Genomic DNA, 26,941 nt, shown 5'->3' on the forward strand with positions numbered 1-26,941 from the left:
TCCCGTCCGACAACATGATTCGCTGTGACCGCAGGCACGCATAATATTGGCACTCAATGCCACCCGGAAGAGGCGATGCGGAACCAGGGCGAAGAGCGCGCACCCGGCACATCCGGCACATCCGGCGGCCGGGGTGGCCGCAGCCCCGTCACCAGCCGCGCCGAGCTGGAGCATCTGGCGTTCGAGCTCTTCGCCGAACGCGGCTTCGAGCGGACGACCGTCGACGACATCGCCCGCGCCGCCGGTATCGGGCGGCGGACGTTCTTCCGCTACTTCCCGTCCAAGAACGACGTCGTCTGGGGCGCTTTCGACGAGGAACTGGCCCGGCTGCGAGCGGACCTGCGCACCTACCCGCCCGACGTCCCGCTGATGGACGCCGTCCGCCAGGCGCTGATCGAGTTCAACCGGGTCGGCCCCGCCGAGACCCCCTGGCACCGCCGGCGGATGCGGCTCATCCTGGGCACCCCAGCCCTGCAGGCACACTCGACCCTGCGCTATGTCGCGTGGCGGCAGGTCATCGCCGAGTTCATCGGTAACCGCATCGGCCAGGACGAGCACGCCCTGGCCCCGCAGGCGATCGCGTACGCCACCCTGGGCGTGGCGATCGCCGCCTACGAACAGTGGCTACGCCACGAGAACCTGGAACTCACCGAACTCCTGGACGCCGCCATGCGGAAGCTCGCCGCCGGCTTCGCCGGCACAGTCGAAAACCCCATGCCGCCCTCGCCCAGGCGCCCCAGCAGCCGGTAGCCACCGATGTACCGCGGATCCCCCGGCATCGGCCGCACCCCGGCCGGTAACCACGGCGAGGCGGCGCCATCCGCACGGGGCACCGCATCCGCGCGGGCGCCTGTCCGCGCGTAGGGCGCTCCATCCGTATCCGGGACGCCGTGCTCTTCCCCCCGACCGTTCACGAGCCAGGCTCCTCGTACCCACCGCAACCGCTCACCACGGCATCGTCCCGCCCAGAACGACGATCTCTACCCCGCGCCCGCCACCCGTGGTCGACCGCCCTGCCACCCGCCCGAACGCATCAGCCCCACACCCATCAGCCAGGACGTCCGGCCTCCTCCCCGCACAGCCCGGCCTGCCACGGACCAGGTTCCTACCTTCGGTTGCTCCCAGCAGGCCCGACGGGAGCAACCACCACATGTCAACGACCGTGCTGAATCGTGAGACGTGCTCGGATGCCGAGGCGGCTCGACTTCTGCGCCTGCCGCAGAGCACCCTCGGCTCCTGCTTGGAGGGCGGGTGCGGCAGGGCCGAGGTCACCGTCCAGTGATCCGTCTGGAACCCCGTGGCCGCCACGCGTCCGTGACCCGGGACGTCGGAACCACGGGATTTCACCGCCTTTGGCCGCGCCTGCCTGTAGGTAGAAACCGCACGACACACCATCGCGGCGACACGACGACGGACAACGGCGAAACCCGCCCGATCCCGGTCCATCCGACCGCGCTACCGATCCATCGGCGCTATCAACGGGCAAGCCGAAGCACCATCGCTCTGCCATCCCGGCACCCACAGCGTGTGCGTGCACGAGCCGACATCGATCTGCCAGGTCTGCCGGTTACGGTGATCCTCGATACACACCGGCCGCCGCGTCAACGGCTCCGCCACCCGCGCATGCACCCAGGCATGCGCCCTCTCCCACGCCGCCCCGTCGAACTCCGCCACCACCACCCCGTCACCATCCACAACCACCAGCCGGTCCGGCACGACGCCACCAGCTATGATCGTTTTTGTAGGACCGTCCGGTGTCCGGAAGCCATCCAACAAGGGAAACTCCCGGCGCGTCGTCACCGCCGCTTCCGACCGTGTGCGCTGTGTCGGATCACACCCGGTCGGGTAAATCGGTGTCGGTGCCTTCGCATCGGCGGGTTGTGGGGACCGGCGTCCGCGTCGTGGCCGTGCGGGGAACCATGCCCGTGCCAATGCGGTGTGGACGGCGTCCAAAGCCGCTTGCTGACCGGCAAGAAATGCTGTTGCTTCGCTTTCTGTCACTCCGTGACCGGCTCGTAGTAGCGGTTCCGGCGTCACCGCCAGCACGGCGAGCAGCGCCCGGCGCAGATCGGACGAGAGCAGCGGCGGAACACCCGTCGGATCCTGTTCGTATGCCGCATCCTGCGCTAACATACCCACCGCGTACAGGCGATGCCTGACAGCACGTTGCTCGTCCAGTATCATACGGCCACTCCCCGCCAGCGGACCGCAGGAGCCGCCGAACTTCCAGAAAACCGGACCGGACCAACCCTGTAATCACCTATGCCGTTCGCGTCCGCGAAATGACTTGCCGCGGCCGGACTCTCGAAGGCCAGCACAACTTCTGACACGCCCTTCGCCTGCCGTCCATCAAAGGCTACCAGCGCGTAAAGATGCTGCTCGCCGCCCATGTTCCCGACCGCCTTTCTCGGCATAGCAGTCGATCAAAAATCCGCCGACCGTCCGCTTCCGTTACGTTGAATTTTTAATGCGTATTCACGGGAAGAAAATGCAGTCTTTTACCAATCAAGAAAAACGGTATTCGCTCCATTTTCGCGCCGTTTCCACTAGTCGCTTCTTCCACGGCTGTGAATCCGCATGTACGACTTCCTGCCACATACGAAGGTTGGCTACCGTGAAGGCGTCGACAGCCTCGTTGGAAGCGTGCTGCCAGGCTGGGAACTGAGTCGCCCAGGCCGTGGCATCCTCGGGGGTGTGGCCGGCATCGATCAGCCGCACGAGAAGAACTGCCACATCGAACCAGGCGGGTCCGCGAGTGGGCCAGGCCCAGTCGATAAGATACGCCCTGTCGTTGACCAGTACGTTGTGAGGGGCGAAGTCGGTATGCAGCAGGGCGTCTCCGGCCAGGAGCTCTAATGCAATGCCGCTCAATTAGGCTGGAGGGGCGTCCGTCCATCCCGACACGCCAACGCCCGATCCCGCATCGATCAACTTCTGAACACGGCATCCAGTCACGTTCCTCAACGTCGATCAGTAGGCGGCGGAGTGCTCATGCCGCGATTTCGGCCGGTCGGCAGATAGAATCCAGATGTGGTGCGCCTTCGCCAGGTAGTTGAATTGCCAGCCGTTGACAACGACCGGCTGACCGACCGCATCTCGATCGGTGTGCTCGCCAGAATCGTTCCCCGGGACCTCGTCGAAGAGGTACTGGTGGAAACGAAGCGGCAGGAACGGCGTACCAGGCTGCTGCCAGCCCGGGTCATGGTGTACTTCACCATGACGATGTGCCTGTTCTTCGACGATGACTACGAAGAAGTCATGCGTAAACTCGCCGGTGCGTTGAGATGGCTGGGGAACTGGCAGGGTGACTGGAAAGTCCCGACCACCGGGGCGATCTCGCAGGCACGGATCAGGCTCGGTGCCGCCCCCCTGAAGGTCCTGTTCGAACGTGTCGCTGTGCCGGTCGCGGGGCTGGGTACCAAGGGCACTTGGCTGCGTTCCCGGCGGCTGATGGCGATCGACGGGTTCTTCCTCGACGCCGCAGACACCCCCGAGAACGTGGCCAGGTTCGGGCGGTCCACCAACGGACACAAGGCCAGCGCTCTGCCCCAGGTCCACGTCGTCGCGCTCGCCGAATGCGGCACGCACGCGATCGTCTCCGCCGCGGTCGGTCCCCGTGCCAGCGACGAACGTGCTCTCGCCGCCACCCTGCTCGACGCCTGCGAACCCGGGATGCTCCTCACCGCCGACCGTTACTTCTACAGCTTCGACCTCTGGCAGCAGGCGCTCGACACCGGCGCGGACCTGCTCTGGCGAGTCAAATCCGATCTCACGCTACCGGTCATCCGGTCCCTTCCCGACAGCTCCTACCTCTCTATCATCGTCAACCCGAAAATCAGAGGGAAACAGCGGAACCAGATCATCGCCGACGCCCGCGCCGGCCGCGACTTTCCCGAGGACTCCGCGACACCCGTCCGCGTCATCGAATACACGGTGCCTGACCGCACAGGATCCGGAACCGGAGAACTGATCTGCCTCATCACCAATATCCTCAACCAGACCGACATACCAGCGGTGGAACTCGCCACGGCCTATCACGAGCGCTGGGAAATCGAAAACATCTTCGATGAGATTAAGACACACCAGCGGGGCGAAGCCCGCGTCCTACGCTCGAAACTCCCGGACCTGGTGGAACAAGAGATCTGGGCGCTGCTCCTCAGCCACTACGCAATCCGATGTCTCATGTGCGAGGCCGCCGACGAAGCCGACGTCGACCCGGACAGGCTATCCTTCATGCGATCACTACGCGTCGTCCGCCGCCAGGTCACCGACCAGGCGGATTTTTCCCCCTGAGGACCACACGCACGCGCTCCGGGAAACCTTCACAGAGATCACCGAACGGCTTAACCCCGTGCGCCTCCACCGCACGTACCCACGCACCATCAGACGAGGCCGACACAACGCCTACCGAGTCAAAAGCCCAACAGACACCGGCACCAAGCATGATCAATCACCGAAGATCATGCTCGCTCGGGCCGCTTAACTAAGCGCCATTGAGCTCTAATGCTGCCTCGTCCGCGTAATCGATCCAGCGTTTCTTTATGCTTCGCAACGGCAGGTCGGGACACGGAATCTGGTTGAGTCGCTGTACGAGATCGGCGATTTTCGGAAGATCCGGGGAGTCGGGCGAGAAATCGGCGTGCCTGCCATCGACATGCTCGAATCCGAGCAGGTTCCAGCCGTCGGCCTCGATCTGCCACAACACCCGTGGGGCAACCGTGAGAACATATGGATTGATGTCCATCTCGCGGCGCTGGGTATAGACCTGTCGGTGATCACTTGGAATGCCCTTGAGGAAGACTGTTCGCGTGGCCGTGTAGAGCGTCGCGGCAATCCCGGAGTTGGCCCCACCCGTGGCTGTCTCCGCCTTCAGGACAGGGCCTTCGCACTCCTGTACGGCACGCCGGACAGTCTGCGGCAGGTCGTTCCAGTGGATACGCGGCACGGACACAGTGTTTCCCCTGTGGCTGCTTGTGGTGGGTCACCCTGGCGTGCTCGACACCAGGGCGACCCGCCGTCCGATCGGTCAGTACGGATTGTCGTCACCGGCGTTGCAACTGCACTTCGACGACTCCACGAGCGCATCCACATCATCGATGAAGACGATCTCGTCGTCAGCCGCGGGTCCAGGCGTGATCTCCACGAGAACGGCTGTCATGACCTACCTCCCTTCAGTGCTGGCAGTACATGGACAGCGGAGCCTTCGCCTTGCGGTAGAGCGTGACCAGCGGCATGCACGTCCCGCACATACCACTGAGGGAGCAGCCGGAACAGCCCCTTGGCGAAGTAGGAGGGCCTCGGCGATCTCGCCGAGGCGGCGCAGGCCGTCGACGCCGTCATCCATGAGTGGGATCTGCGGGTCGCGACCCACCTTGCAGATGGAAGCCATGCCGTGCGGGTCGACATGGAAAAAGGTGTGTCCGGCGTTACAGCCGGTGAAAACCTTGCGTTTCCGTAGATACTCTTCGGACTGAGCCGGCAGACTTTCCGGGCCACCGTAGATCGTCGGAGACATGTTCGTGTACAGAGTGTAAGGCAACTCCAGACGTTCGGCCATGGCCTTCATCTGGTTCACCTCGTGGGCGTTCTGTCGCGCGACGATCAGGCTCAGGTTGATGGGCAGACCGGCCTCATGCGCAGCGGCTAGACCCCGCGTGAAAGCGGCAAACGATCCACGCCGTCGCGTCAACCCGTCGTAACTGTCAGCGGTGGCACCGTAGACGCTGAGAGTGAGCCGATACGGGGGGCGGGATGTGAGCAAGTCGAGGATCCGCGCATTCGACAGCCGTGATCCGTTCGAGGAGATACTGAGCATCATGCCGAGTTCGTACGCGAGCTCGTAGACCTGAACGAACGACTTATCAATCATTGGCTCACCGCCGGTGAGCTGAAGCCACAGCACCCCGGCGTCACGCATGATGTGTAACAGCCGCTCCCGCTCGGGCCAGGACAGCCCCTCGAACTTCTTAAGCCCAAGGTAGCAGTGCTCACAATCGTAATTACAGCCAAGATTCAGTTCATAGGAGGCACGACCGTACCCGTAGGGGGACTGCTTCCGGACGAGAACCTTCCGACCAAGAGAATGTTCCGCGATGTCCAGATTCCGTAACTGGTCAGGTCTGGTAGATCGTTTGTTTTTGGTTTCCCGGCTGGCTGGGACTCCTCGATGGCCTGAAGGCCCGGGTCGTTGGTGCTGTGTGGTTGATCGGGCCGTAGGGTCCGGGTGTGTCGGATGGTCCGCCCGCGTCGCCGCCGGTGCCGTCGTATGACGAGCTCGCGGCGCTGGTGGTGAGTCTGCGGGCGCAGCTGGTCGAGACCGCTGCGGCGTTGGAACAGGCGCGGGTGCGGATCGCCGAGCTGGAAGCTCAGGTCGCGAAGAACTCGCGGAACTCGGCGAAGCCACCGAGTTCGGACGGGCTGGCGAAACCGCCACCGAAGTCGCTGCGGAAGAAGACCGGCCGCAGGCCCGGTGGGCAGGGCGGGCATCCGGGATCGACGCTGCGGATGCTCGCTGAGCCTGATGTGCGCCTGCGGCATGAGCCGGGGCCGTGTGCGGGGTGCGGGGCGGGGCTTGCGGGCCGGCCTGTGACCCGGACCGAACGGCGGCAGGTGTTCGACCTGCCCGAACTACGTCCGCATGTGGTCGAACATCAGCTCATCGAGCGGGAGTGCGGCTGCGGGACGCGGACGAAGGCGGCGGCACCGGCCGGGGTGGACGCGCCGGTGCAGTACGGGCCGCGGGTGGCCGCGGCGGTGGTCTACCTGTATTCCGGTCAGTTCCTGTCGCAGGAGCGGACCGCGACCGCGCTGGCCGAGCTGGTTGGGATCCCGATCTCGGCGGGCACGGTCGGTGCGATGACCGCCCGTGCCGCCGCCGGACTCGACGGCTTCCGTGACACCGTCCGGGGTCTGCTGGCCGCCGCCGACGTGATCGGGGCCGATGAGACGGGGCTGCGGGTCGCCGGGAAACTGCACTGGGTGCACTGCGCCCGCACCGACAAGTACACGCTGATCGACTGCCATGCCACCCGCGGCAGCGGCGGGATCGACGCCCTCGGGGTGCTTCCCGCCTTCGGTGGGGTGGTGGTCCACGACGCCTGGGCCCCCTACGACAGCTACACCGGCGCCACCCACCAGCTGTGCGTCGCTCACGTGCTGCGCGAACTACAGGCCGTCGTCGACGCGGCCCCGACGGGAACCTGGTGCTGGGCCGCCCAGGCAGGCGACGCGCTCGTCGCCCTGCACCGCCTCGCCGTCGACGCCGCCACTACCGGCGTCACCATCGACGAGCAGGCACCGGCCACCCAGACCCGGCAGCTGCGCCACGCCGCTCACATCGGGATCAGCCAGACCTCGCCGCGCGGCACGAAACTCATGGCCGCCCGCCATGCCCTGGCCTGCCGGCTCGTCGACCGCGAAGCCGACTACCTTCGGTTCACCCGCGACTGGCGGGTTCCCGCGGACAACAACGGCTCCGAACGCGACATCCGCATGATCAAACTACGGCAGAAGGTATCCGGCTGCCTACGCACGCTCACCGGCGCCCGCCAGTTCTGCGCGATCCGCAGCTACCTGTCCACCGCCACCAAACACAGCATCAGCCTGTTCGACGCTCTCGTCCAACTTGCCGAGGGCCGTCCCTGGATGCCCGCGATCAGCTAACTCAAGATCAAAAACTACCTGACTAGTTACGAACCACGGATTGAATGGACGTTTGGACGGCACAGGTTCCTATCCGCTGCCGGTAGCGGACAGAGGCCACCCCAGGTAACAGCTTCACTGACACGGCATCCCCGTTCACATCGGGTCTGAAGCACGGTCGATCACTAGGACGAACAGTACCTGGAACAAGAAGTACTGTCTAGCACTTTCTGTACTAGTCCTGGGTCAGATGAGGACGCCTACGCGATGCGCGAACGCCTTGAGTTCTGCGGAGGCCCGACGCCCCTCGCTGTGCTGAAGATCGGCGACCAGCTCACGGACGCGGGGATGCTCCCACACCTGCTCGGGAGTCAGCACTTCGGCTTCGAGAAGACTCGCCACCGCGTCGGCCGTCCTGCGGCGTTGGCCGTAGGCACGGGCAAGGTCGATGAGGAACCGCGCACGCCGTTCGGGTGAAAGCCCGGACCTGTCGATCCCCGCGGCCCGATCGAGTGCATCGCCGGCGTCGCCCAACTCGACCGCGACCGACACTTCGTGCAGGCGTACGCTGGTCGGGCCGAACTCCGTATCGAAGTCGTTGCGCCCCTCACCAACGCGTGCCGCCGCTTCCGCAGCCTTGTTCAGATGCTCCCGTGCCGTGCCGCGGTTCCCCTCCCGCGCGGCAATGATCGCAAGCGTCAGATGGAGCCCGCCCCACAGAGAGATCGCTTCCGGTCGGGCCTCAACAAGACGATCTTCGAGGGCGTCCGCTGCGGCCTGCGCGGTGTAGCGGGCATGCGCCAGCCGTGCCGGGCTCATGAGGGCGTGCGCCATCCGGTACTGCGCGGCGATCACGAGCAAGGGCTTTCCGGCCTGCTCCGCGGCCGTCAGCGCCCGGTCGGAGGCGATCCAGCCCGACTCGACGTCCCCGATCTTGGCCAGTAACGCCGCCGCAGCCTGATACACCATCGACCCGGTCCGGAACACGTTCGCCCGCTGCTCGCCGGGCGGCAGACTGCGGCCCGCCACCTCCAACGCGGGGATCAACTCCGCGAGCAGCGGCGCCGCTTCCGCGTAGCGGGACGCGTGCACGAGCGGCCAGACGGATCCGGCGCGCAGCGTCAACCGCTCAATATCCGCCGCCGACGGAACGGACAGGCTGCCCGCGCCGAGCACAGCCGCCAACGCTGGATGCCCGGTCAACACCCGTCGGAGCTCGGCGATGTACGGGCTGTACTCGGCTGGAAGCGCATCCTGTGGGACGTCGGGTGCCAACTCCGAGACGGGTATGTTCAGCGCGTCAGCGACCTGCGCCAGCACCGATAGCCGATCCACCATCCGGGTACCGCGTTCAACCTGCGACACCCAGCTCTCCGAACGGCCGATCAGCTTCCCCAGCGCCACCTGGGACAAGCCTCGCCGCTTGCGGTGGAACGCCAGCCGCTCACCAACAGTGGAAGGCTCGGTCATCGTGCACCGGCCGGAACGCCCTTCGCCGGCCCGGGTACGACGAACTCGACCCGCGCCGGGGCGGACAGATACTGTTCACGCTCGGCAAGAAACCGCTTCACGTGGGCCTGCTCCTCGTGCGCGTCGAACGCCGCACGGTCGGCATACACCTCGTAGAAGATCCTCGCCAGCGGCGCACCCTCCACGATGTGTGTCACGTAAAGTAAGGTCCCGGACTCGCGGGTCAAGATCAGCGGCACTGTCTCGGCAACCAGGCGATCAAAGCCGTCGGCTCCGTCCGAGGTCAGGTCAAACCGCACGACAAGCGCGAACATGCACGGACCCTCCACCTCTACGCTCAGGGATCACGGGTGCAACTCTAACTCCTGCCGCACTTCTCAAGCGATCCCGTACTTTTTGTGCGGCTAGCACAACCAAAGGTGGAGCTTTCGCCAATTTTCTCTACGGTTTCAAGGGCGGCCCTCCGGGCCGCCGCGGGGGCCGCGCCACGCACGCCGCGCCCGGGGGCGAGACCCGGCGGGACCGCCACGCGACGCCTGCGCGCGGCGCTGACGCGCCGTGCTCGGCGGCGCGTCGGTCCCGCCACCCGCCCTGGCACGTCGGCCCGTCGCGGCCCCCGCCGTCCACCCGGCCTCGCCGATGAATTGTCGACCGCAGCCAGCCGGACACACGGATCATCGGCGGCGGGAGGGCGCACGAGGCACGACGACCCGCATGACCAGGGCTTCACCTTCCTCGGTCTCAATGACCGTTCCTGTCGGCAGATAGATCACCGGATCGGGATTAAGCCAGGACCGTCCGAAAAACAAAATTGAGCCGGCTGTGACAGCGTATGTTCCGCCACGGAAGGGCCCATCAACCAGAACCGCAAGTAGCAGATCATTCACTTCGAGTAATGCTAGGTCGATGGAAGCCGAAAGCGCCAACCGAAATCCGGTCCACACCCTCTGTCTTTTTTGAACATTGAGTAGTCATCTTTCTACTCATCGCTCATAATCGCGTCATGTGTGAACTCGACGATCTCCATGAAATAACCGACCCGATGGCTCGTGCAGCCGAAGCCGATCGGCTCATGTGGATACTGTCCACTCACCGCCTCGACGCACGCCACATTCGAGACAAAGCCCTTCATGAAGCTCTCACGGCAGGCGCAACCCCTGCCGACCTCGCGGCACGTCTCAACGTCAAACCCACCGATATCGCGATCATGGCGTCGGAGTCTTCAATTCTGAACCCAGATACACGCGATCAATCATGACCTGAACCGGTGAGGCGTTGACGCGTTGCGTCACAGCGTAGCCAGACGGCTTAGAAGCGGTACCAAATGTCCGTAGAGACTTCTCCGGGGCTCCGCCCCAGCCCCCGGCCCTCCCGTCCGGAGGGGAGGGGAAGCGCGCACGTCCGCTGATCGCCTCCGCCGGACGGGCACCCCCAAGGGCTACCCCGGAACCTCCCAGCCGCGCAAGGGCCGCACGGCCACCCGGACGAGAGTGGATCCGGCGGCCCTTGCGCGGCCGGGAGAACCCGGGGTAGGGCGTTGCCTGCCCGACCGACGGAGGAGATCAGCTCAGCCGGAGCCATGACCGTAGGCCACACACAACATCAACCCCCTGCCGCCCGATGGCCAGTGACCGACAGGGTTCGATCATCGGCCATCGGGTGCGGTGCCGCTCACGCAGCCGGCACCGCCACGACCACGATTATCAGTGGGAGTATGGCCCGGTCCGGTTGCGCTTCTTGTGCCACAGCGACGCGTAGGTGGCCTCTACCGCGAGCGACGTCCACCAGGTGGCCGCGTCCGCGTCCGTGCTGGCGATGTCCACGCAGATCTGTACCCCGGCCGGCAACACGAGTGCCGGTCGCAGGATGAACAGGTCCGAGTCCGGCGGGGGCAGTTCGACGCGCGCCGACTCCGCCAGGTGCGCCATCAACAGGCCGCTGAAGTGCGACCCGCTACGACCGGGCCGACGACTGTTTGGGATCGTGTCCATGGGTCTCTGACTCCTGTGTCCGTAGGGTTGGGGATCAAGACCCGGAGTGGGTGTTGGCGCACCGACTCCGGGTCGCTGCCGTTCCGGCGTGTGATCCGGGAACCGTCCGCCGGATGATCGATTACGGCGAAACGGTGAGATCAACAAGGAACGGCACGCCCGTGACCTGCGAGACCCACGAAATGGGGCGATACAACGACGGTTTTCACCTACGCCTTCGGCTCTGACGGTGCTGTGGCCGCAGGCCGCATCCATCAGGTGGCCCCGGCTCGGGTCCGACCCCCTGAAAGGTGCGTCAGGCCGGCCGGGAACGGGGAGCGCCAGGAAGTCCTGATCCCTGTTCCCGAGATGAAGGTCGTGACCTGCGGAAACGCCTGACCACCGCAGCCCGTTACACCACTGCCCGTTACACCGCCGCCCGGACAGTCCCGGGGAACGCGGCCGGACCGCTGGTCAGGTGTGGGCGCGGAGGGTCGTGTGGGGGTGGGTGTGCAGGGAGCGGACGTGGGTGACGGCGGTGGCAACGTGGGTGGCCAGCGCGTGTACCTCGTCCTCGGTGGTGGGGCGGCCGAGGCTGAAGCGCAGGCTTTCCAACGCGGCGGTCGTGTCGAGCCCCATCGCCGTCAGCACGTGGGACGGCTCGGTACTCGAACCCTTGCAGGCGCTGCCTGCCGACACCGCGACCTGCGGCATCGACGTCATCACCGCGTCGGCGTCCGCCCCGGCGAAACGCAGGTTCACCGTGTTCGGCAGCCGGGTGACGCTCGGGCCGTTGAGCTCCACGCCGGGGAGCTTCTCCGTCAGCAGGCCGTGCAGCAGCGCGGTGAGGTGGCGCAGCCGGTCGGCGTCGGCGGGCAGCCGCTCGGCGGCGAGCTGCGCGGCCCGGCCGAACCCGACGATGCCGGCGCTGTTGATGGTGCCGCTGCGCAGCCCCCGCTCCTGGCCGCCGCCGACGATCAGCGGTGTCAGCCGGTTCTGCAGCGGACGGCTGGCGACGAGCGCACCCACCCCCTTGGGTCCGTATATCTTGTGCGCGCTGAGCACGGCGAGGTCGATCCCGTGCGCCTCCAGGGCGACGGGGATCTTGCCGGCGGCCTGGGTGACGTCGCACAGGTACAGTGCGCCGGCGCCGTGCGTGAGCCGGCAGGCCTGCCGGACGTCCGCGATCGCGCCGGTCTCGCTGTTCGCGGCCATCACCGCGACCAGCCCGACCTGCCCCGACAGCTTCGACAGCAGCGCGGCGAGATGATCGAGGTCGGGGGTGCCGTCGCGCAGCACCCGGATCAGCTCGACCGAGCCGCCGTGCAGCCGCGCGGCCTGCCCGGCCGCCGCGAGAACGGCCTTGTGCTCACTGGCCGCCACCAGGACGCGTCGACGGCCGGGCTCGGCACCGGCGAGGACGCCGTGGATCGCGAGGTTGGCCGCCTCGGTGGCACCGCCGGTGAACACGACGCTGCGCCGGCCGGCGCCGACCAGGGCCGCGACCTGCTCGCGGGCCCGCTCGACCAGGCGGGCGGCCGCGCGGCCGGCGGCATGCCCGCTGGAGGCGTTCGCGAAGTCCTCGGTGAACAGCGGCAGCATCGCGTCGAGCACCCGCGGGTCGACCGGGGTCGTCGCGTTGTAGTCACAGTAGATCATCGGGGTCACGGGAGATCCGGTCACAGCGGATCGTCGTGACCGCACCGGACGCAGGAGCCGGCCCCGGCCCCCGCCAGCCCACCGGCCCCGGCTGTGCCGGCCGTGTCCGCCAGGCCTGGCACGCCTGCCGACACATCCGACACGTCCGACAGCGGGACGCGGCGCACCGTGTACGGCTGGGGGTGCGACGGCTGCCGCCGGACGGGCCCGCAGTCGACGCACTGCGGGTCGTGGGCCACCGGGAACGACCGGAAGTCCATGTCCCACAGGTCGAAGGTGAGCAGTTTCCCGCTGGACGGCTCACCGAACCGGGAAACAATCTTGATGACCTCCATGGCGGCCAGGCAGCCCACCGTGCCGGCCACCGCGCCGAGCACCGAGAAGTCGAGCGGCTCCCACTCCGGGTCGCCGTCGGCGAACACGCAGCGCAGGCACGGGTCGCCGGGCAGCACCGTCAGCAGCTGGGCCTCGGTGTTGTTCATGGCCGCGAAGACCAGCGGCACCCCCAGGTCCAGGCACATCCGGTTGATCCGGAACCGTTCGGGGAAGTTGTGGCGGGCGTCGACTACCACGTCCGCGCCGGCGACGAGACCGGGCAGGAGCGGGTCGAACAGGTCCCGGTCCCACGCCTCGACCGTGACGGCCGGGTAGTGCTCCCGCAACGTGCCGGCGGCGCAGGCCACCCGTGACTCACCGACCCGGTCGGGTCGCATAAGCGTCTGTCGGTTGAGGTCGGGTGTCTCGAGGGCGCCGGGATGCACGAGGACCAGCCGCCCGACGCCAGCCGCGGCCAGGTAGGTGGCGACGGCGCCGCCTACCCCACCCACACCCGCCACAAGCACCGTCGCCTCGCACAGCCGCTCCTGTCCCGGTAGCCCGAAACCGCTCAGTGTCAGTTGACGCTCGAACCGCCGCATGTCCATGCCGTCCCCCTGCCTTCCGCTACCGGCCCACGGAGGCGGGGACGACCCGTCGGACGTCGGGGACGGCGTCCTTGAGCTGCTGTTCGACCGTTTTCACCAGCTCGAGGACGTCGGCCTCGCGTTCGAGGCCGATACCGGTCAGCCGCACCGAGATCACGCCGTCGGCGACCCCGACCACGGAGGCGTCCCGGCCCACCAGCTGCAGGTGCGGCCGGATGTGCTGGATCGCCACGTTCGCCTTCTGCAGCAGCGACGTTTCCACCCCGTCCGGCTGGACGGGCGGGACGAACGACGGGCCACACATACAGTGGCTACGCGCATGCGGGTTGTAGAAGGTGAAGCCGGACGACATCAGTGACTCGCTGTAGTCGATGCGCATGCCGTCGAACTGGTCGACCGCGTCGGCGGCGACGAACACGTCGAAGTCCGCCACCCGGGTGACGACGTCGCCGACGCTCGGCGCGGGCTCGACGGCCAGCCGGTACCGGTGCCCGGCGCAGCCGCCGCCGCTGCCGTCGACGCCGACCCGCAGGCCGGCGGTGGGCGTGCCGCCCTCCCGATCGAGCAGCGCACGTACCTGGCCAGCCGCCCGCTCGGTGAAACTGATCGTGATATCCACTGGTCCACCTCCAGATGCGTTCAGATGCGCTCGGACGGAGTTGTCAGTACGCGAGGACGACCCGCTCGACCGCTGGCACCGATTCCTTCAGCTGGCGCTCGATGACGCCCGTGAGCGTGTCCAGGGCAGCGGAACATCCCCCGCAGGCTCCGGTGAGGCGGACGGAGACGACGCCCGCGGTGATGTCGACGACCGTGACGTCCCCGCCGTCACGCTGCAGGAACGGCCTTACCTGCTGGATCGCCTCGTCGACCTGCCGCCACAGGGTATCTTCGTCACCCTCCTGACGCTCCGCGGCGTCCGCGGAGAAGGACGACCCGCAGGAGCACGGATCCGCCGCGCGCGGGTTGGAGAAGACGAAACCCGACGACGTCAGCGACTCCGCATAGTCGATACGGACCCCGTGGACGAGCGAGGCGGACTCGGACGCGACGAACACGTCGAACCCGTCCTGGCGGACGGTGATGTCGCCCTTCTCGGCGGCGGGCGCGAGCGCGAGGCTGTACTTGTAGCCCGAGCAGCCGCCGGGTTCCGCACCGACCCGAAGGCCGTAGCCGGTGGTCGTCTCGTCGCGGGCGAGCAGCGCCCGGACCTGCTCGCCGGCACGTTCGGTGAGCACGACCTGCAATTTTGTGATCATGATCCCACCTTCGCCGCGACCGGCCCGGCCGACCGCGGGCGCGGGGCGGACAGCTCGTCCGGGGTGTCCTCGAACAGGTCGTCCGCCGCCTGTTGGGCACCCTGCGCCGCAAGCCGCGCACCTTCGGTGGCGACCACGGAGTCGATGATGTCGTAGCACTCGACGGCTTCGATCCCGGCCGCGGCCAGCGTCTCCCGCGGTCCATTACCGATCCTGCTGCACAGCACGGCGGCGCAGTCCGACAGCATGCTGGCGGTCCGGTCGAGCACCGATCCCTTACCGCTCTCCCCCTTGCCGCTCTCCTCCTCGTCATCGCACTCGGAGGCGCCCTCGCAGTAGCGCGCGACGCTGCGGGTGCCCACCAGGCGCGCCCACCGCTCGCCCGCCTCGTAGATCCAGAACTCCTCGGCGTGGCCGAAGTGCTGGTTGACCACTCCCCCGCCCTTGGTGGCGACCGCGATCAGAACCGTGCGTTCCGGCTTTGCCGCGCCGGCGGAGATCCGCAGCTCCTCCCGGGTGGCGCGGACGTCGGAACGCCAGCGTTCGATCGCCGCGTGCGCCTCCTGGCGGCCGGCCAGGTCGTAGGTGACCTCGCCCTCCAGGTAGGTCTCGGGGCCGAACTCGTCGCCGCGGTCCTCCCCGAGCAGGCCGACCGCGTCGGCCCGGCACTGCCGGCAGTGGCGCATCATGTTCATCTGCGCGCCGTCGTCGCCCTCGCAGCGGTCCTGCAGCGCCTTGAGCTCCTGCGGGGTCGGCCCGCGCTGCCCGGTCAGGCCGTAGTGGGTGCCGTGCTCGGGGGCGGACACCAGCGGCATCACGTTGTGCAGGAAGGCCCCCATGCCGCGGACCGTGCGGGAGACCTCCACCAGGTGCTCGTCGTTGACCCCGGGGATCATCACCGAGTTGACCTTGCACAGGATCCCGCGTTCGGTGAGCGCCGCGAGCCCCTCCAGCTGCCGCTCGACAAGGATCTTCGACGCCTCCCGGCCGGTGTGGCGTTTACCGCGGAAGGCCACCCAGGGGTAGATCCGTTCGCCGACCTCGGGATCGATCATGTTGATCGTGATCGTCACATGGTCGATGCCGAGATCCGCGATGCGGTCGACGTGGTCGACGAGGGTGAGCCCGTTCGTGGACACACACAGTTTGATGTCCGGGCACTCCCGGGCCACCAGCTCCATCGTGCGGAAGGTGCGCCCCGCGTTGGCCAGCGGCTCCCCGGGCCCGGCCACGCCGAGCACGCTCATCTGCTTGATCTCGCTGGCCACCCGCTTGACCTTGGCCAGTGCCTGCTCCGGGGTGAGCAGCTTGCTGGTGACGCCGGGGCGGCTCTCGTTCGCGCAGTCGAACTTGCGGTTGCAGTAGTTGCACTGGATGTTGCAGCCCGGCGCGACCGGGACGTGCATCCGGGCGTAGTACTGGTGCGCCTCCTGGCTGTAACAGGGATGGTTGGCGACCTTCTCCGCGATCGCGGGATCCAGGCCGGTCGTGCTGGTGCCGCATCCCTGGGTGGACGCGCACCCCGCCGCCGGCGACGGCGACGATGGCGCAGCGGCCACCGGCGCCGATGCCGAGGCGGCCGCGGCCGCCGCGGCCGCCTCGGCCGGGGAGAGCACCGTCAGGGGGATCGAGCGCGCCGGTACCGGCGCCGGCCGCGCCGGCTGGGGGGTCATGGCCGCTCACCCGCTTCCCGGCCCGGCGCGGCGGTCACCAGGTCCAGCTCGCGCTCCAGACAGCCCACGACCCGGCCGTTGCTGAACGCGACCGCGTAGACGATGTGCTCCTGCAGGTAGACGCCCACACCGTGGATGTGACCGACTGTCCCGGTCTCCACCAGCACGTCCCCGACGCTGATCCCCGGCTCGGGGAAGGTGCCGTCGTTACGCAGGTCCTTGACGGCCACGACGGTGTCGCCGACGTCGTAGGCGGCCTCGGACAGCGGCGGTTCCTCGAAACTGACGTCCATCAGGCCCTCTTCTCGGCTTCAACGGTGACGGTGTCCAGGGCGACGAACGCCTGGGGGGCGCGGTCGGCGAGGACCTTGAACAGGCGGTGGTCGAGCGCGCCGGCCGTGGTGAACGCCTCGTAGGAGGCGACCAGGGCGGCACGGTAGGCGGCCAGCCGCTCCTGCGGAGCGGGGTTCTCCGCGTCCGTCCGGGCCACGGCCCGGGAGAAGTGCCGCAGGATGTGCAGCCGGTTGACCGCGACCACCTTCGGGTCGAAGGGGACGTCCAGGGCCTGGAAGTAGTCCTCGGCGGTGACGCACTGGCGGAAGCGCGCCAGCCGCTCGCCGGGTGACAGCTGCTCGGCGGGTGGCAGCTGCTCGGCGGATGCCGCGGTCATGCCGCGTCCACCTTCGCCAGTTCGCGCTCGAGACGGTTGATCTCGACGTAGGTGTTGTAGGTCGCGGTGGCCGTCTCCAGGATCTGCTCCCAGCCGACCGGCAGGTCCTCGGCCAGGTCGTGCAGGTCGAGCTTGAGACGGGTGGCGAGGCTGTTGAGCTTCTTCAGCTTCGTGCGCAGCTCGGGGATGTCGTCAGGAGTCGTCACGGGCCACCTCCGGGTGGGCACGCACGAGCGCGGCGGCGGCGCCGACCAGCGCCTCGCCGCGCCCGGCAAGATGGTCGATGGAGTCGAAGCCGAAACGGTGCGCGTCACGCAGCACCTCGGAGACGACCACGAGCCGGCCGGTGAACACCGTGACCCGGCCGAAGCCCTCATGGCTGAGATCGAGCAGATAGCCGGTGACCAGGCCGGTCGCCTTCTCGATGCCGGCGGCGACCGCCTGGTAGAAGGAGCGCAGCCGGCCCTCGGTGGCCGGGTCGACATCACAGGAGATCCCCAGCTCGCGGCGCCGCTGCGGGGTGAGCACGAACGGGCTGAGCAGCTTCTCCCAGCCGAGGCGGTCGAGCTGGCCGTAGGTGTCCCCGGCCCGCAGCTGGTCGATCAGGTCGCGCAGGAAGCCGGTGGTGACGTCCACACCCGCGCCGCCGGTGCCGGCACCGGTGATGTCGATGGTCATCGCGGGCTCCAGGTGGGGGTGGCGCCGGATCCGCTCGCGCGCAGCAGCTTGCGCAGCCACGGCGGCGGGTTGCCGGCGAGCACCCGCTGCAGCCGGACGATCTGGTCCGCGATCGAGGTGTCCTCGGTGACCTTCAGCGGATGGACGCGGGCCCGGACCACCTTCGCGGCGGCTGTCCCGCCGATCGCGGCGACGTGCAGGATCGCGCAGTCCCGGATGGCGTCCAGCCGGCTTTCGATCTTCTCGGCCTCGTCGTCGACGGCCGGGTCGAGCACCCGGCTCTCGTACAGCGAGGCGAGCTCCGCGGACACCTCGTAGACGTCGAACCGGCGGCACGAGCCGAAATGCTGGTCGACGACGATGCCGTCGCTGGTGGCGAAGGCGACCTTCAACATGCCAGTTCCTCCAGGTGCTCGTCCTGCTCCAAGCGCTCGGCGGCCGCCGCGCCCGTCGGCGCCGCGGCTGCCGGATGACGCGACGGACGGTGTGACTCACGGTGTTCGAGCAGCCGGTTGGCCGCGTCCACGAGCAGGTGCAGGCTGCCCCGGTACCCGGACGTGGCGCGCAGCTGGGCGCCCATCCGGTCGTAGACGGGGAAGCCCATCGTCAGGTGTGCCGCGCCGGCCTCGGCGGCCGCGTCGGCCCCGTGGCTGGAGGCGACGACCAGCTCGGCGCCGGCCGCCGCGGCCCGTTCGGCGAGGTCGACGAAGTCGCCGACGACAACCTCCTCCCACGGCGCCTGCCGCAGCACGTCGGCGTTCGTCGGCGACACCGCGGTGACGATCTCGGCGCCGACGTCGTAGAACAGCGAACCGACCGCGACAAGCTGGTCGGGTTCGAGCGCAAGGGCCACCTTCGCCCCGCCGAGGACGAAGTGGCTGTCCATCAGCCCGTCGGCCAGCCGCCGGCGCCAGCGCCGAACCGCCTCGGGGGCGGTCGCGCCGGTGTGCCGGATCAGGTCGGTGACCAGCAGGTCGGTGACGGCCAGCCCGCTGAGGTGGTCGTGGGCGATCAGCGGGGCACCGGCCTTGACCGCCAGCTCCCCGGCGGCGGTGGCCGCCGCGGACCCGACCGCGACGACGACCTCGCAGCCGGCCAGGCCCAGCAGGGCGTCGAGGGTCGTCCCGCCGGTGGTCACCGGCGACCAGTTCGCGGCGAGGTGGCCGTCGAGCGACCCGGACAGGTCGGGGACGACCACCGGGTCGAGGCCGAAGGCCCGGACGAGATCGGCGATCTCGTCGATGTCCACCGCGGTCAGCGTCGGGCCGACGAGCACGGCGGCCCGGCCGGGAACCGTCACCCCGGTGGCCGGGACCGCGGCGACGATCCCCCGCAGCGCCGCGGACCAGCCGTCCGACAGCCCGCCGTGGAAGTCCGGGGTGGACACCGCGACGACCAGCGGGCCACGGGAGCCCGGGGCGTACTTCGACGCGCCGAGGACACCGAACATGTCCTCCTCGGTGACCTCGGTGAGGCCGGTGGTCAGCACCCCGATGATGTCGGGACGCTGCCGCTCGTTGATGGTGTCCAGCGCGCCCAGCAGCGACTCGGACGAGCCGAGCACGGCGCTGACGTCGTTGATGGCGCTGCTCTGCAACGGGATGGGCTCGCGGAAGTGGCGGGTGAGCAGGGCCTTGGCGAACGCCGAGCAGCCCTGCGCGCCGTGCAGCATCGGGATGCAGCGGGCCAGGCCGAGGAAGGCCAGCGCGCCGCCGAGGGGCTGGCTGTGCTTGAGCGGGTCGAAGGCGGCCCGGTGTCCGCCGGTGGTGACGCGGGCCATCAGAAGACCTCGGGATCGCTGTCGTCGATGTCGTCGGTGCCGTCCTCGAAGCCGCCGCCCGCGGCCGCGCCGGCGGCCGCGTCGGCGGCCGTGACAGCGGCCGTGACAGCGTCGGCGGCAGTGCCACCGGCGCTGGCGGCCGAGCCTCCCGGGCGGCCGGTGGGGCCGGTGGGATCCGGCTCGTCCCCCCAGGGCGCGTCCGCCCGGACCTGCTCCCAGACCGGGCTGGACAGCGCCAGATCCAGCCGCCGGGCAAGTTCGATCATTCCGGGGTAGCCGGCGAAGGCGTGGTGGCGTTCCTGGTTGACGTCGAGGAAGGGCAGCCTGCCCTTGAGCGCGGTGTACTGGTTGCGGCCACCGGCGATCAGGATGTCGGCCTGGGTGTCGGCGACCACCCGCAGCAGTTCGGCGGGCGTGCCGTTGCGGACGACGATCCCGTCCTCACCGAGCAGTTCGGTGATCTTGTCGACGTCGTCCTCGGTGCTCTTGGTGGCCCCGGAGGCGACGACCTCCACCCCGAGGTCCTGCAGCGCCGCCACCAGCGACCAGCTCTTGACCCCGCCGGTGTAGAGCACCGCCCGGGCGCCGGCCAGCCGCTCCCGGTAGGGGGCGAGCGCCGTCGCCAGGGCGGCCTCCTCGGTGGCGATGAGCTCCTCCGCCCGCCAGGAGAGCTCCTTGTCGCCGAGGACGCGGGCGAATCCGCGCAGGGTGTCGCGCATCGCCCGGACGCCGTAGAAGCTGCCCTCGAACCAGGGGATGCCGTAGCGGTCCTGAAGGCCCCGGGCCAGCGAGAGCAGCGCCCGCGAGCAGACGACCATCGTCGCCTTCGCGCGGTGGGCGGCGGCGACGTCGGCGTAGCGGCCGTCACCGCTGACGCTCGCCAGCACCCGGATGCCGAGCTTCGCCAGCAGCGGGGTGACGTCCCACAGCTCGCCGGCGATGTTGTACTCGCCGACCAGGTTCACGTCATACGGCGTGGTGAACGCCGGTTCCACCGTGCCGATGACGTGTTCGAGCAGGGCCTGGCCGGCGAGCCGGTTGCCGAAGTTCTTGCTGCCGGCGAATCCCGGCGAGTGCACCGGGACCACCGGGATGCCGGTCGCGGTGGCCGCCGCCGCGCACACCGCGTCGACGTCGTCGCCGATCATCGCGGTGACGCAGGTGGCGTACACGAAGACCGCGGGCGGGCGGTGGCGGCGCGCGGCCTCGACGATGGTGTCGTAGAGACGCTGTTCGCCGCCGAAGACCACGTCCTGCTCGCCGAGGTCGGTGGCGAAGCCCCGGCGGTAGAGCGTCGGGCCTGAGGAGAGGCTGCCCCGGCCGTCCCACGAGTTGCCGGCACAGGCGATCGGGCCGTGCACCACGTGGGCGACGTCGGCTATCGGAACCAGAGTGATCATCGCGCCGTCGAACGCGCAGCCGCCGGCGGTGCCGCCCGGCTTCGGCCGGGAGCAGCCCGTCTTGCGGGCCTTGGGTTCCTTGGCGCGGTTGTGGTCACACGCCGGTTCGTCGAAGAGTACCGCGGCGTCGATCTTCGTCAGGGCAGCCATTTTCACCTCAGCGGACGGTGTCGGTCAGCACGCTGTGCCGGTCAGCGGATGGTGTCGGTCAGCACCCGCTGCCGGTCAGCGGACACTGTCGGTCAGCGGATGGTGTCGGTCAGCGGATGGTGCCGGTCAGCGGATGGTGCCGGTCAGCGGACGATGTCGAAGCTGTGGTCGGGCGCGTTGCGGTCCAGCTCGTCGAGGAACAGGTTGACCAGCTGGGTCAGCAGCGCCAGGCCACCGGTGTAGCCGTAGATCGGGAAGCGGTGCAGGTGGTGCCGGTCGAAGATCGGGAAACCGGCCCGGAACAGCGGCACGTTCGCCTCACGGGCGAGGTGCTTGAGATGGGTCGAGCCGACGATGAGGTCGACCGGCTCGGTGTGCACGAGCGACCGCAGGTGCCAGCCGTCCTTGCCCGGCCAGACGGTCGCCTGCCGGCCGAACGGGCTGGCGGCCAGCAGCTCCCGGGTCTGGTTGGCCCAGGTCTCGTCCCCGTTGGTGGCCAGCACGTGGATCGGCTCCATGCCCAGCTCCAGCAGGAAGCCGAGCATCCCGGTGACGAAGTCGGGGTCGCCGGCGATCGCGACCCGCTTGCCGTGCAGGTAGGCGTGCGAGTCGGTCAGCGCGTCGAGCAGCCGCCCGCGCTCCGCGGTGATCTCGTCCGGCACCCCGACCCCGGCCACCCGGGCGATCTCGGTGACGAAGACGTCGGTGTTGCCGATGCCGATCGGCGGGTTGACCGTCACCGTCTCGCCGGCCCACCCGCCCACGATCTCCCTGGTCCGCTTGGAGCCGAAGGACTGCAGGAAGACGGTGGCGGTGGCGTTGATCGAGTCGGCGGCGACGGCGAGCGGAGTCCCACCCGGGTACATGTGGTACTCGCCGGTCGCCGGGGAGTCGAGGCTGTCGCTGTGGTCGCCGAGCACGACGTGCTTGACGCCGAGCACGGTCAGCAGCCGCTTGAGCTCCCGGATGTTGCCGACGTAGGGGTCGAAGCCCGGCACGATGTTGACCGTGCCGTTGGACGCGCCCTTCTTGCCCTCGGTCAGGTACGACAGGATGCCGCGCAGCATGTTGTCGTAGCCCAGCACGTGCGAGCCGACGAAGCTCGGGGTGTGCGCATACGGGACCGGGATGGTCTCGGAGATCGCGCCCTTGGTGCGGGCGTTGGCGATGAAGTTCTGCAGGTCGTCGCCGATCACCTCGGCCATACAGGTGGTCGACACCGCCACCATGTCCGGCTTGTACACATGCACGGCGGTGCCGAGGGCCTCGATGAGGTTGTTCAGGCCCCCGAAGACCGCCGAGTCCTCGGTCATCGACGAGGACACCGTCGGCACCGGCTCCTTGAAGTGCCGCGAGAGGTGGCCGCGGAAGTACGAGGTGCACCCCTGCGAGCCGTGCACCAGCGGCAGGGTCCCGGCGAAGCCGAGGGCCGCGAGCACGGCGCCCAGCGGCTGGCACGCCTTCAGCGGGTTGACCGAGAGGTCCTTCCGGGCGAAGTTCTTCTCCCGGTACTCCCACGACCGGGTCCACTCGGCGACCCGGGCGACCTCCGCCGGCGAGGAGCCGGCCTCGAACTGCTTCTTGCGCTCGCGCTGCTCCTGGTACTCAGGGCCCTTGAACAGTGTGTTGTGGTCTCGCACCACAAGTGCGTCTGGGTTGGTGGACACCAGCGATCCTCCGGTTCACGGGCGAAAGAACACGTCTTCCGCGGGGAATTACGAGCGGAAGACGTGCCTTTCGCGGGAAGCCACAGGCGAAAGACACGTCTTCCGCGGGGAAATCAGCTCTTCTTGGAATTCACCCACGGCGCGTCGAACAGGTCCCATGACGGGTTGTTGACGGCACTGTCCATGTCCCGGGCGAAAATCGCGAAGCCCTCGACACCGTGGTACGGACCGGAGTAGTCCCAGGAGTGCATCTGACGGAACGGCGTCCGCATCTTGTGCGAGACGTACTTCTCCTTGATGCCGGCGCCGACCAGGTCCGGCTTGAGACGGCGGGTGAACTCCTCCATCTCGTAGGCGGTCGGGTCGTCGTAGACCACGATGCCCTGCTTGAGCTCGGGGTAGCTACGGGTGTAGTCGTCCTTGTGGGCGAACTCGTAGCCGGTCCCGATGATCTGCATGCCGAGGTCCTCGTAGGCGCCGACGGTGTGGCGCGGGCGCAGGCCGCCGACGGCGAGCATGACGGTCTTGCCCTCGAGCCGGTGCCGGTAGGTCTCCCGCACCTTGTCGAAGAAGGGCTGGTACCGCGCGATGGCGGCCTCGGTCTTCTCCTTGATGGTGTCGTCGAAGAACTCGGCGATCTTCCGCATCGACTCGACGATCTTCGTGGGGCCGAAGAAGTTGAACTCGGTCCACGGGGTGCCGTAGCGCTCCTCCATCGTGGTGGCGATGTAGTTCATGGAGCGGTAGCAGTGCAGCACGTTGAGCTTGGCCAGGTGGGCGGTGGCCATCTCGTTGACGGTGCCGTCGCCGGACCACTGGGCGATCACCCGCAGGCCCATGTCCTCGAGGATCTTCCGGGAGGCCCAGGCGTCACCGCCGATGTTGTAGTCACCGAGCAGCGTGATGTCGTACGGGGTCTGCTCGGCGATCTCCCGGGTGCCCAGCATGTGGTCACGGATCGCGTCGTTGGCGATGTGGTGGCCCAGCGACTGGCTGATCCCGCGGAAACCCTCGCACTTGACCGGGACGACCGGCAGGTCCAGCCGCTTCGTCGCGGCGGTGGCGACCGCGTCGATGTCGTCACCGATCAGGCCGATCGGGCACTCGGACTGGATGGAGACGCCCTTGGCCAGCGGGAAGAGCTCCACCAGCTCGTCCAGGATAGCGGCGAGCTTCTTGTCGCCACCGAAGACGATGTCCTTCTCCTGGAAGTCGCTGGTGATCTGCATGACGGTGAAGTTGTCGACACCGAGCTGCCCGTTGGCGTAGTTGCGCCGGGTGCCCCAGGTGTACTGGCCGCAGCCGACCGGGCCGTGGCTGATGGAGATGAGGTCCTTGACCGGGCCCCACACCACACCCTTGGAGCCGGCGTAGGCACAGCCACGCAGCGTCATGATCCCGGGGCGGGACTTGACGTTGCTCTTGACCTCACATTCCTTCGCCCCGCCCGGGTCGTTGGGCTTGACGTGCTTCTGGCGGTCCTTCTCGACCTTGGGCGGGTAGGCCGAGAGGACGTCGTCGATCATCGCCTGCGTCTCGGCAGACGTCACGGGCGGAGTCATGACAGACCTTTCTGGGTGTGCGGGGACGAGCGGTCAGGCGCCGACGGTGGAGGCGGCCTTCTGACCGACGATCGACTCGTCCTCCTGCTCCATGATCCCGAAGTCGATCAGGAGCTCCTCGAGCTCGTCCATGCTGATCGGGGTGGGGATGGTCTTCATGTCGTTCTCTTCGATCTTGCGCGCGAGCTCGCGGTACTCGTTCGCCTGGTTCGCCTCGGGCGAGTACTCGATGACCGTCATCCGGCGCAGCTCGGCGTGCTGGACGATGTTGTCACGCGGAACGAAGTGGATCATCTGGGTGTTCAGGCGCCGCGCGAGCTCGATGATGAGCTCGTCCTCACGGTCGGTGTTACGGCTGTTGCAGATCAGCCCACCGAGGCGGACACCACCGCTGTGGGCGTACTTGAGGATGCCTCGGGCGATGTTGTTCGCCGCGTACATGGCCATCATCTCACCGGAGGTGACGATGTAGATCTCCTGGGCCTTGCCCTGGCGGATCGGCATGGCGAACCCGCCACAGACGACGTCACCGAGGACGTCGTAGGTGACGAAGTCGAGGTCCTCGTAGGCGCCGTTCTCCTCCAGGAAGGTGATGGCGGTGATGACACCTCGGCCGGCGCAGCCGACACCCGGCTCCGGGCCACCCGACTCGACACACCGGATGTTCCACGCGCCCTCGAGCAGGACCTCCTCGAGCTCGAGGTCCTCCACCGAGCCCTTCTCCGCGGCCTTCTCGATGACGGTGTGCTGGGCCTTGGAGTGCAGGATCAGACGGGTCGAGTCCGCCTTCGGGTCACAACCGACGATCATGACCCGGTTGCCCCGCTCAGCCAGTGCGGCCATCGTGTTCTGCTGAGTGGTGGACTTACCAATACCACCCTTGCCGTAGAACGCGAGCTGCCTCATGGGTGTGTGCTCCTCACCGCACGCTTGAGCGTGCGTCACTGTGGAAGAACCGGTGCTGGTTCGCCGAAGCGCTCCGCGCCCGGGAACCGGTACATGTCCAGCGCATGTCCTGGTACCTGTCTGGTGCCTGCGGCGATGCTGCTGCCCGCGGGAACAGGTCCCGCGCCGCGATACCGCCGTCGTGCTTCTCATGCCGTTTTCGCGCGGTGTTCGTGCGGTATTTCGTGCGGTATTTCGTGCGCTGTTCCGTGCCGTATTCGTTCAGGAACCGACGCCGGCGCCGGCGGCCAGGCTGGCCGCCGTGAGCTCGTAGAGGTCGCGGACCTCACCGGAGCACAGCGGCCGCTTGAGCGTCGCGACGTGCGATCGCAGACCGTCCAGGACAGATCCGAGAACGCCCTCGTCGGCGTCGATCCCGTACTCACGCAGGGCGTGGCGCAGCGACGCCCGTCCCGCGTGCTTGCCCACGACCAGCCGGCGCCGCGCGCCGACCTCCGCGGGGTCGAAGGGCTCGTAGAGCCTCGGAGCCTTCAGCGCGCCGTCCACGTGAATACCCGACTCGTGGACGAACGCCGACTCCCCGACGATCGCCTTCCCGGCGGGTAGCGGCCGCCGCGCCGCGCCCGAGACCAGTTCGGCCAACGCGCGCAACGCCGTGGTGTCCAGATCGATCCGGTACCCGAGAAGATGACGCAGCGCCATCGCCACCTCCTCGAAGGCGGCGTTGCCGGCCCGTTCCCCGAGCCCGGCGACCGTCGTGCTGACGAACCCGAAACCGGCGCTGACCGCCGCGAGCGTGTTGGCGGTGGCCAGCCCGAAGTCGTCATGGGCGTGGATCTCCCAGACGGCCGGAGCGGCCGAGGCGGCTACCACCAGGGCGGACAGCCGTTCGTACGCCCCGGCGGGCTCGAGGATCCCGACGGTGTCGGCCCAGCGCAGACGGTCGACACCGGCCCGGGACAGTTCGCCGGCGAGGTCGGCGACGAAGCCGTCGTCCGCCCGCGAGGCGTCCTCGAACCCGACCCCGACCACCAGTCCACGGTCGAGGGCGTGCGCGACACAGTCGAGGATCCGGCTGCGCGCCCATGCCCGGTCACGGCCGAGCTTGTACTGCAGGTGCAGGTCGGACACGGGAATGCTGACGTGGACCCGCCGTACCCCGCAGGCCGCCGCCGCGTCGACGTCGGACCGCACGGCCCGGCACCAGGCGGTGACCTCCGCCCGCAGACCCGCCGCCGCGACACGGCGGATGATCTCGCGTTCGGACGGCCCCATGGCCGGCACGCCCGCCTCGATCTGCTGTACTCCCACCCGATCGAGAGCGGACGCGATGGCGAGCTTCTCCTCGGCGGTGAAGGCGACGCCCGGGGCCTGCTCACCGTCGCGCAACGTGGTGTCACAGAACCCGATCACGATGTCGTGCTCCACATCATGCGTGCCCTCCGTCAGTCGCACCGAACAGGGAAGATGACGCTGCGCCGAGCCGGTGCCGGCCAGTTACCCGGTGCCGGCCAGTTACCTGATGCCGGACCC

At 68.3% G+C, this 26,941-nt stretch carries 28 protein-coding genes; 4 read left to right on the top strand and 24 right to left on the bottom strand.

Annotated features, from left to right (window positions below; translation table 11 throughout):
• The first annotated feature begins 75 nt into the window (after positions 1–75).
• Positions 76–750, top strand: coding sequence for a mycofactocin system transcriptional regulator (mftR, locus tag FSYMDG_RS13735; RefSeq protein ID WP_013874026.1), 675 nt, complete (start codon positions 76–78; stop codon positions 748–750).
• Between the two features lie 705 nt (positions 751–1,455).
• Here the strand turns inward: mftR and FSYMDG_RS26275 are convergent.
• Positions 1,456–2,184 carry a hypothetical protein gene (locus FSYMDG_RS26275; RefSeq protein WP_131772585.1) on the bottom strand — a complete coding sequence of 243 codons (729 nt, stop codon included), beginning with the start codon at positions 2,182–2,184 and terminating at the stop codon, positions 1,456–1,458.
• Between the two features lie 321 nt (positions 2,185–2,505).
• Positions 2,506–2,871 carry a phosphotransferase gene (locus FSYMDG_RS24630; RefSeq protein ID WP_083828284.1) on the bottom strand — a complete coding sequence of 122 codons (366 nt, stop codon included), beginning with the start codon at positions 2,869–2,871 and terminating at the stop codon, positions 2,506–2,508.
• Positions 2,872–3,030: 159 nt separating this feature from the next.
• Here FSYMDG_RS24630 and FSYMDG_RS13745 point away from each other — a divergent pair, with 159 nt between their 5' ends.
• Positions 3,031–4,293, top strand: coding sequence for an IS4 family transposase (locus FSYMDG_RS13745; RefSeq protein WP_013872077.1), 1,263 nt, complete (start codon positions 3,031–3,033; stop codon positions 4,291–4,293).
• Positions 4,294–4,483: 190 nt separating this feature from the next.
• On the opposite strand, the gene FSYMDG_RS13750 is transcribed toward FSYMDG_RS13745, so the two are convergent.
• The 3 genes from FSYMDG_RS13750 to FSYMDG_RS13755 all read right to left on the bottom strand — a co-directional run bounded on the left by FSYMDG_RS13750 (position 4,484) and on the right by FSYMDG_RS13755 (position 6,100).
• Positions 4,484–4,951, bottom strand: coding sequence for a hypothetical protein (locus tag FSYMDG_RS13750; protein ID WP_013874028.1), 468 nt, complete (start codon positions 4,949–4,951; stop codon positions 4,484–4,486).
• Between the two features lie 75 nt (positions 4,952–5,026).
• Positions 5,027–5,158: a hypothetical protein gene (locus tag FSYMDG_RS29245; protein ID WP_013874029.1), complete on the bottom strand. Its 132-nt coding sequence runs from the start codon at positions 5,156–5,158 to the stop codon at positions 5,027–5,029.
• 3 nt (positions 5,159–5,161) lie between these two features.
• Positions 5,162–6,100, bottom strand: coding sequence for a radical SAM protein (locus FSYMDG_RS13755; protein WP_237703142.1), 939 nt, complete (start codon positions 6,098–6,100; stop codon positions 5,162–5,164).
• Between the two features lie 125 nt (positions 6,101–6,225).
• Here FSYMDG_RS13755 and tnpC point away from each other — a divergent pair, with 125 nt between their 5' ends.
• Entirely contained in the window at positions 6,226–7,662 is a 1,437-nt protein-coding gene (gene tnpC, locus FSYMDG_RS13760) for an IS66 family transposase (RefSeq protein ID WP_013872683.1), read from the top strand.
• A 225-nt stretch (positions 7,663–7,887) separates the two neighbouring features.
• Here the strand turns inward: tnpC and FSYMDG_RS13765 are convergent, their stop codons facing one another.
• Positions 7,888–9,111, bottom strand: a complete 1,224-nt coding sequence (locus FSYMDG_RS13765) for a helix-turn-helix domain-containing protein (RefSeq protein ID WP_013874030.1) — start codon at positions 9,109–9,111, stop codon at positions 7,888–7,890.
• Positions 9,108–9,425, bottom strand: a complete 318-nt coding sequence (locus FSYMDG_RS13770) for a putative quinol monooxygenase (RefSeq protein WP_013874031.1) — start codon at positions 9,423–9,425, stop codon at positions 9,108–9,110. Before FSYMDG_RS13770 ends, FSYMDG_RS13765 begins: the two co-directional genes overlap by 4 nt.
• A 689-nt stretch (positions 9,426–10,114) precedes the next feature.
• On the opposite strand from FSYMDG_RS13770, the gene FSYMDG_RS26280 reads away from it, so the two are divergent.
• On the top strand, positions 10,115–10,369 hold the full coding sequence (locus tag FSYMDG_RS26280) for a hypothetical protein (protein ID WP_131772586.1): 255 nt from the start codon (positions 10,115–10,117) through the stop codon (positions 10,367–10,369).
• A gap of 445 nt (positions 10,370–10,814) precedes the next feature.
• Here the strand turns inward: FSYMDG_RS26280 and FSYMDG_RS13775 are convergent, their stop codons facing one another.
• From FSYMDG_RS13775 to nifV, 17 genes are all read right to left on the bottom strand, one after another.
• On the bottom strand, positions 10,815–11,102 hold the full coding sequence (locus tag FSYMDG_RS13775; RefSeq protein ID WP_013874033.1) for a hypothetical protein: 288 nt from the start codon (positions 11,100–11,102) through the stop codon (positions 10,815–10,817).
• Positions 11,103–11,555: 453 nt separating this feature from the next.
• Positions 11,556–12,764 carry a cysteine desulfurase family protein gene (locus tag FSYMDG_RS13780; protein WP_347176490.1) on the bottom strand — a complete coding sequence of 403 codons (1,209 nt, stop codon included), beginning with the start codon at positions 12,762–12,764 and terminating at the stop codon, positions 11,556–11,558.
• Positions 12,761–13,663 (bottom strand): HesA/MoeB/ThiF family protein, encoded by a 903-nt coding sequence (locus FSYMDG_RS13785; protein WP_013874035.1) that lies wholly within the window; start codon positions 13,661–13,663, stop codon positions 12,761–12,763. Before FSYMDG_RS13785 ends, FSYMDG_RS13780 begins: the two co-directional genes overlap by 4 nt.
• Positions 13,664–13,682: 19 nt before the next feature.
• Positions 13,683–14,282 (bottom strand): iron-sulfur cluster assembly accessory protein, encoded by a 600-nt coding sequence (locus FSYMDG_RS13790; RefSeq protein ID WP_013874036.1) that lies wholly within the window; start codon positions 14,280–14,282, stop codon positions 13,683–13,685.
• Between the two features lie 43 nt (positions 14,283–14,325).
• Positions 14,326–14,922 (bottom strand): iron-sulfur cluster assembly accessory protein, encoded by a 597-nt coding sequence (locus FSYMDG_RS13795; protein ID WP_013874037.1) that lies wholly within the window; start codon positions 14,920–14,922, stop codon positions 14,326–14,328.
• Positions 14,919–16,595: a nitrogenase cofactor biosynthesis protein NifB gene (nifB, locus tag FSYMDG_RS13800; protein ID WP_013874038.1), complete on the bottom strand. Its 1,677-nt coding sequence runs from the start codon at positions 16,593–16,595 to the stop codon at positions 14,919–14,921. The genes FSYMDG_RS13795 and nifB overlap by 4 nt, the downstream gene beginning before the upstream one ends.
• Entirely contained in the window at positions 16,592–16,888 is a 297-nt protein-coding gene (locus FSYMDG_RS13805) for a nitrogen fixation protein NifZ (RefSeq protein ID WP_013874039.1), read from the bottom strand. The genes nifB and FSYMDG_RS13805 overlap by 4 nt, the downstream gene beginning before the upstream one ends.
• On the bottom strand, positions 16,888–17,265 hold the full coding sequence (gene nifW, locus FSYMDG_RS13810) for a nitrogenase-stabilizing/protective protein NifW (RefSeq protein ID WP_013874040.1): 378 nt from the start codon (positions 17,263–17,265) through the stop codon (positions 16,888–16,890). Before nifW ends, FSYMDG_RS13805 begins: the two co-directional genes overlap by 1 nt.
• Positions 17,262–17,471 carry a CCE_0567 family metalloprotein gene (locus tag FSYMDG_RS13815; RefSeq protein ID WP_013874041.1) on the bottom strand — a complete coding sequence of 70 codons (210 nt, stop codon included), beginning with the start codon at positions 17,469–17,471 and terminating at the stop codon, positions 17,262–17,264. Before FSYMDG_RS13815 ends, nifW begins: the two co-directional genes overlap by 4 nt.
• Complete coding sequence (locus FSYMDG_RS13820) at positions 17,458–17,943, bottom strand: NifX-associated nitrogen fixation protein (RefSeq protein WP_013874042.1); 486 nt, start codon at positions 17,941–17,943, stop codon at positions 17,458–17,460. Before FSYMDG_RS13820 ends, FSYMDG_RS13815 begins: the two co-directional genes overlap by 14 nt.
• The gene (nifX, locus tag FSYMDG_RS13825; RefSeq protein WP_013874043.1) at positions 17,940–18,338 is read right to left on the bottom strand and encodes a nitrogen fixation protein NifX; all 399 of its coding nucleotides are present in this window, start codon (positions 18,336–18,338) and stop codon (positions 17,940–17,942) included. The genes FSYMDG_RS13820 and nifX overlap by 4 nt, the downstream gene beginning before the upstream one ends.
• A complete protein-coding gene (gene nifN / locus FSYMDG_RS13830; RefSeq protein WP_013874044.1) occupies positions 18,332–19,723 on the bottom strand; it encodes a nitrogenase iron-molybdenum cofactor biosynthesis protein NifN in 1,392 nt (463 codons plus the stop codon). Before nifN ends, nifX begins: the two co-directional genes overlap by 7 nt.
• On the bottom strand, positions 19,723–21,273 hold the full coding sequence (nifE, locus tag FSYMDG_RS13835; RefSeq protein WP_013874045.1) for a nitrogenase iron-molybdenum cofactor biosynthesis protein NifE: 1,551 nt from the start codon (positions 21,271–21,273) through the stop codon (positions 19,723–19,725). The genes nifN and nifE overlap by 1 nt, the downstream gene beginning before the upstream one ends.
• Positions 21,274–21,416: 143 nt before the next feature.
• Entirely contained in the window at positions 21,417–22,940 is a 1,524-nt protein-coding gene (gene nifK, locus FSYMDG_RS13840) for a nitrogenase molybdenum-iron protein subunit beta (RefSeq protein ID WP_013874046.1), read from the bottom strand.
• A 113-nt stretch (positions 22,941–23,053) separates the two neighbouring features.
• Positions 23,054–24,502: a nitrogenase molybdenum-iron protein alpha chain gene (gene nifD / locus FSYMDG_RS13845; protein ID WP_013874047.1), complete on the bottom strand. Its 1,449-nt coding sequence runs from the start codon at positions 24,500–24,502 to the stop codon at positions 23,054–23,056.
• Between the two features lie 33 nt (positions 24,503–24,535).
• Positions 24,536–25,408 carry a nitrogenase iron protein gene (gene nifH, locus FSYMDG_RS13850; protein WP_013874048.1) on the bottom strand — a complete coding sequence of 291 codons (873 nt, stop codon included), beginning with the start codon at positions 25,406–25,408 and terminating at the stop codon, positions 24,536–24,538.
• Between the two features lie 261 nt (positions 25,409–25,669).
• Positions 25,670–26,836, bottom strand: a complete 1,167-nt coding sequence (gene nifV / locus FSYMDG_RS13855) for a homocitrate synthase (protein WP_013874049.1) — start codon at positions 26,834–26,836, stop codon at positions 25,670–25,672.
• Positions 26,837–26,941: the final 105 nt, after the last annotated feature.

Origin of the sequence: Candidatus Protofrankia datiscae, from assembly GCF_000177615.2 — a bacterium.
Lineage (GTDB): Bacteria > Actinomycetota > Actinomycetes > Frankiales > Frankiaceae > Protofrankia > Protofrankia coriariae.

Bases quoted from the DNA above. Each gene is read 5' to 3' on its own strand.
- mftR (WP_013874026.1), top strand. From the start codon at position 76: ATGCGGAACCAGGGCGAAGAGCGCGCACCCGGCACATCCGGCACATCC.
- FSYMDG_RS26275 (WP_131772585.1), bottom strand. From the start codon at position 2,184: ATGATACTGGACGAGCAACGTGCTGTCAGGCATCGCCTGTACGCGGTG.
- FSYMDG_RS29245 (WP_013874029.1), bottom strand. From the start codon at position 5,158: ATGACAGCCGTTCTCGTGGAGATCACGCCTGGACCCGCGGCTGACGAC.
- FSYMDG_RS13765 (WP_013874030.1), bottom strand. From the start codon at position 9,111: ATGACCGAGCCTTCCACTGTTGGTGAGCGGCTGGCGTTCCACCGCAAG.
- FSYMDG_RS13770 (WP_013874031.1), bottom strand. From the start codon at position 9,425: ATGTTCGCGCTTGTCGTGCGGTTTGACCTGACCTCGGACGGAGCCGAC.
- FSYMDG_RS26280 (WP_131772586.1), top strand. From the start codon at position 10,115: ATGTGTGAACTCGACGATCTCCATGAAATAACCGACCCGATGGCTCGT.
- FSYMDG_RS13775 (WP_013874033.1), bottom strand. From the start codon at position 11,102: ATGGACACGATCCCAAACAGTCGTCGGCCCGGTCGTAGCGGGTCGCAC.
- FSYMDG_RS13785 (WP_013874035.1), bottom strand. From the start codon at position 13,663: ATGGACATGCGGCGGTTCGAGCGTCAACTGACACTGAGCGGTTTCGGG.
- FSYMDG_RS13795 (WP_013874037.1), bottom strand. From the start codon at position 14,922: ATGATCACAAAATTGCAGGTCGTGCTCACCGAACGTGCCGGCGAGCAG.
- nifB (WP_013874038.1), bottom strand. From the start codon at position 16,595: ATGACCCCCCAGCCGGCGCGGCCGGCGCCGGTACCGGCGCGCTCGATC.
- FSYMDG_RS13805 (WP_013874039.1), bottom strand. From the start codon at position 16,888: ATGGACGTCAGTTTCGAGGAACCGCCGCTGTCCGAGGCCGCCTACGAC.
- nifW (WP_013874040.1), bottom strand. From the start codon at position 17,265: ATGACCGCGGCATCCGCCGAGCAGCTGCCACCCGCCGAGCAGCTGTCA.
- FSYMDG_RS13820 (WP_013874042.1), bottom strand. From the start codon at position 17,943: ATGACCATCGACATCACCGGTGCCGGCACCGGCGGCGCGGGTGTGGAC.
- nifX (WP_013874043.1), bottom strand. From the start codon at position 18,338: ATGTTGAAGGTCGCCTTCGCCACCAGCGACGGCATCGTCGTCGACCAG.
- nifN (WP_013874044.1), bottom strand. From the start codon at position 19,723: ATGGCCCGCGTCACCACCGGCGGACACCGGGCCGCCTTCGACCCGCTC.
- nifE (WP_013874045.1), bottom strand. From the start codon at position 21,273: ATGGCTGCCCTGACGAAGATCGACGCCGCGGTACTCTTCGACGAACCG.
- nifD (WP_013874047.1), bottom strand. From the start codon at position 24,502: ATGACTCCGCCCGTGACGTCTGCCGAGACGCAGGCGATGATCGACGAC.
- nifH (WP_013874048.1), bottom strand. From the start codon at position 25,408: ATGAGGCAGCTCGCGTTCTACGGCAAGGGTGGTATTGGTAAGTCCACC.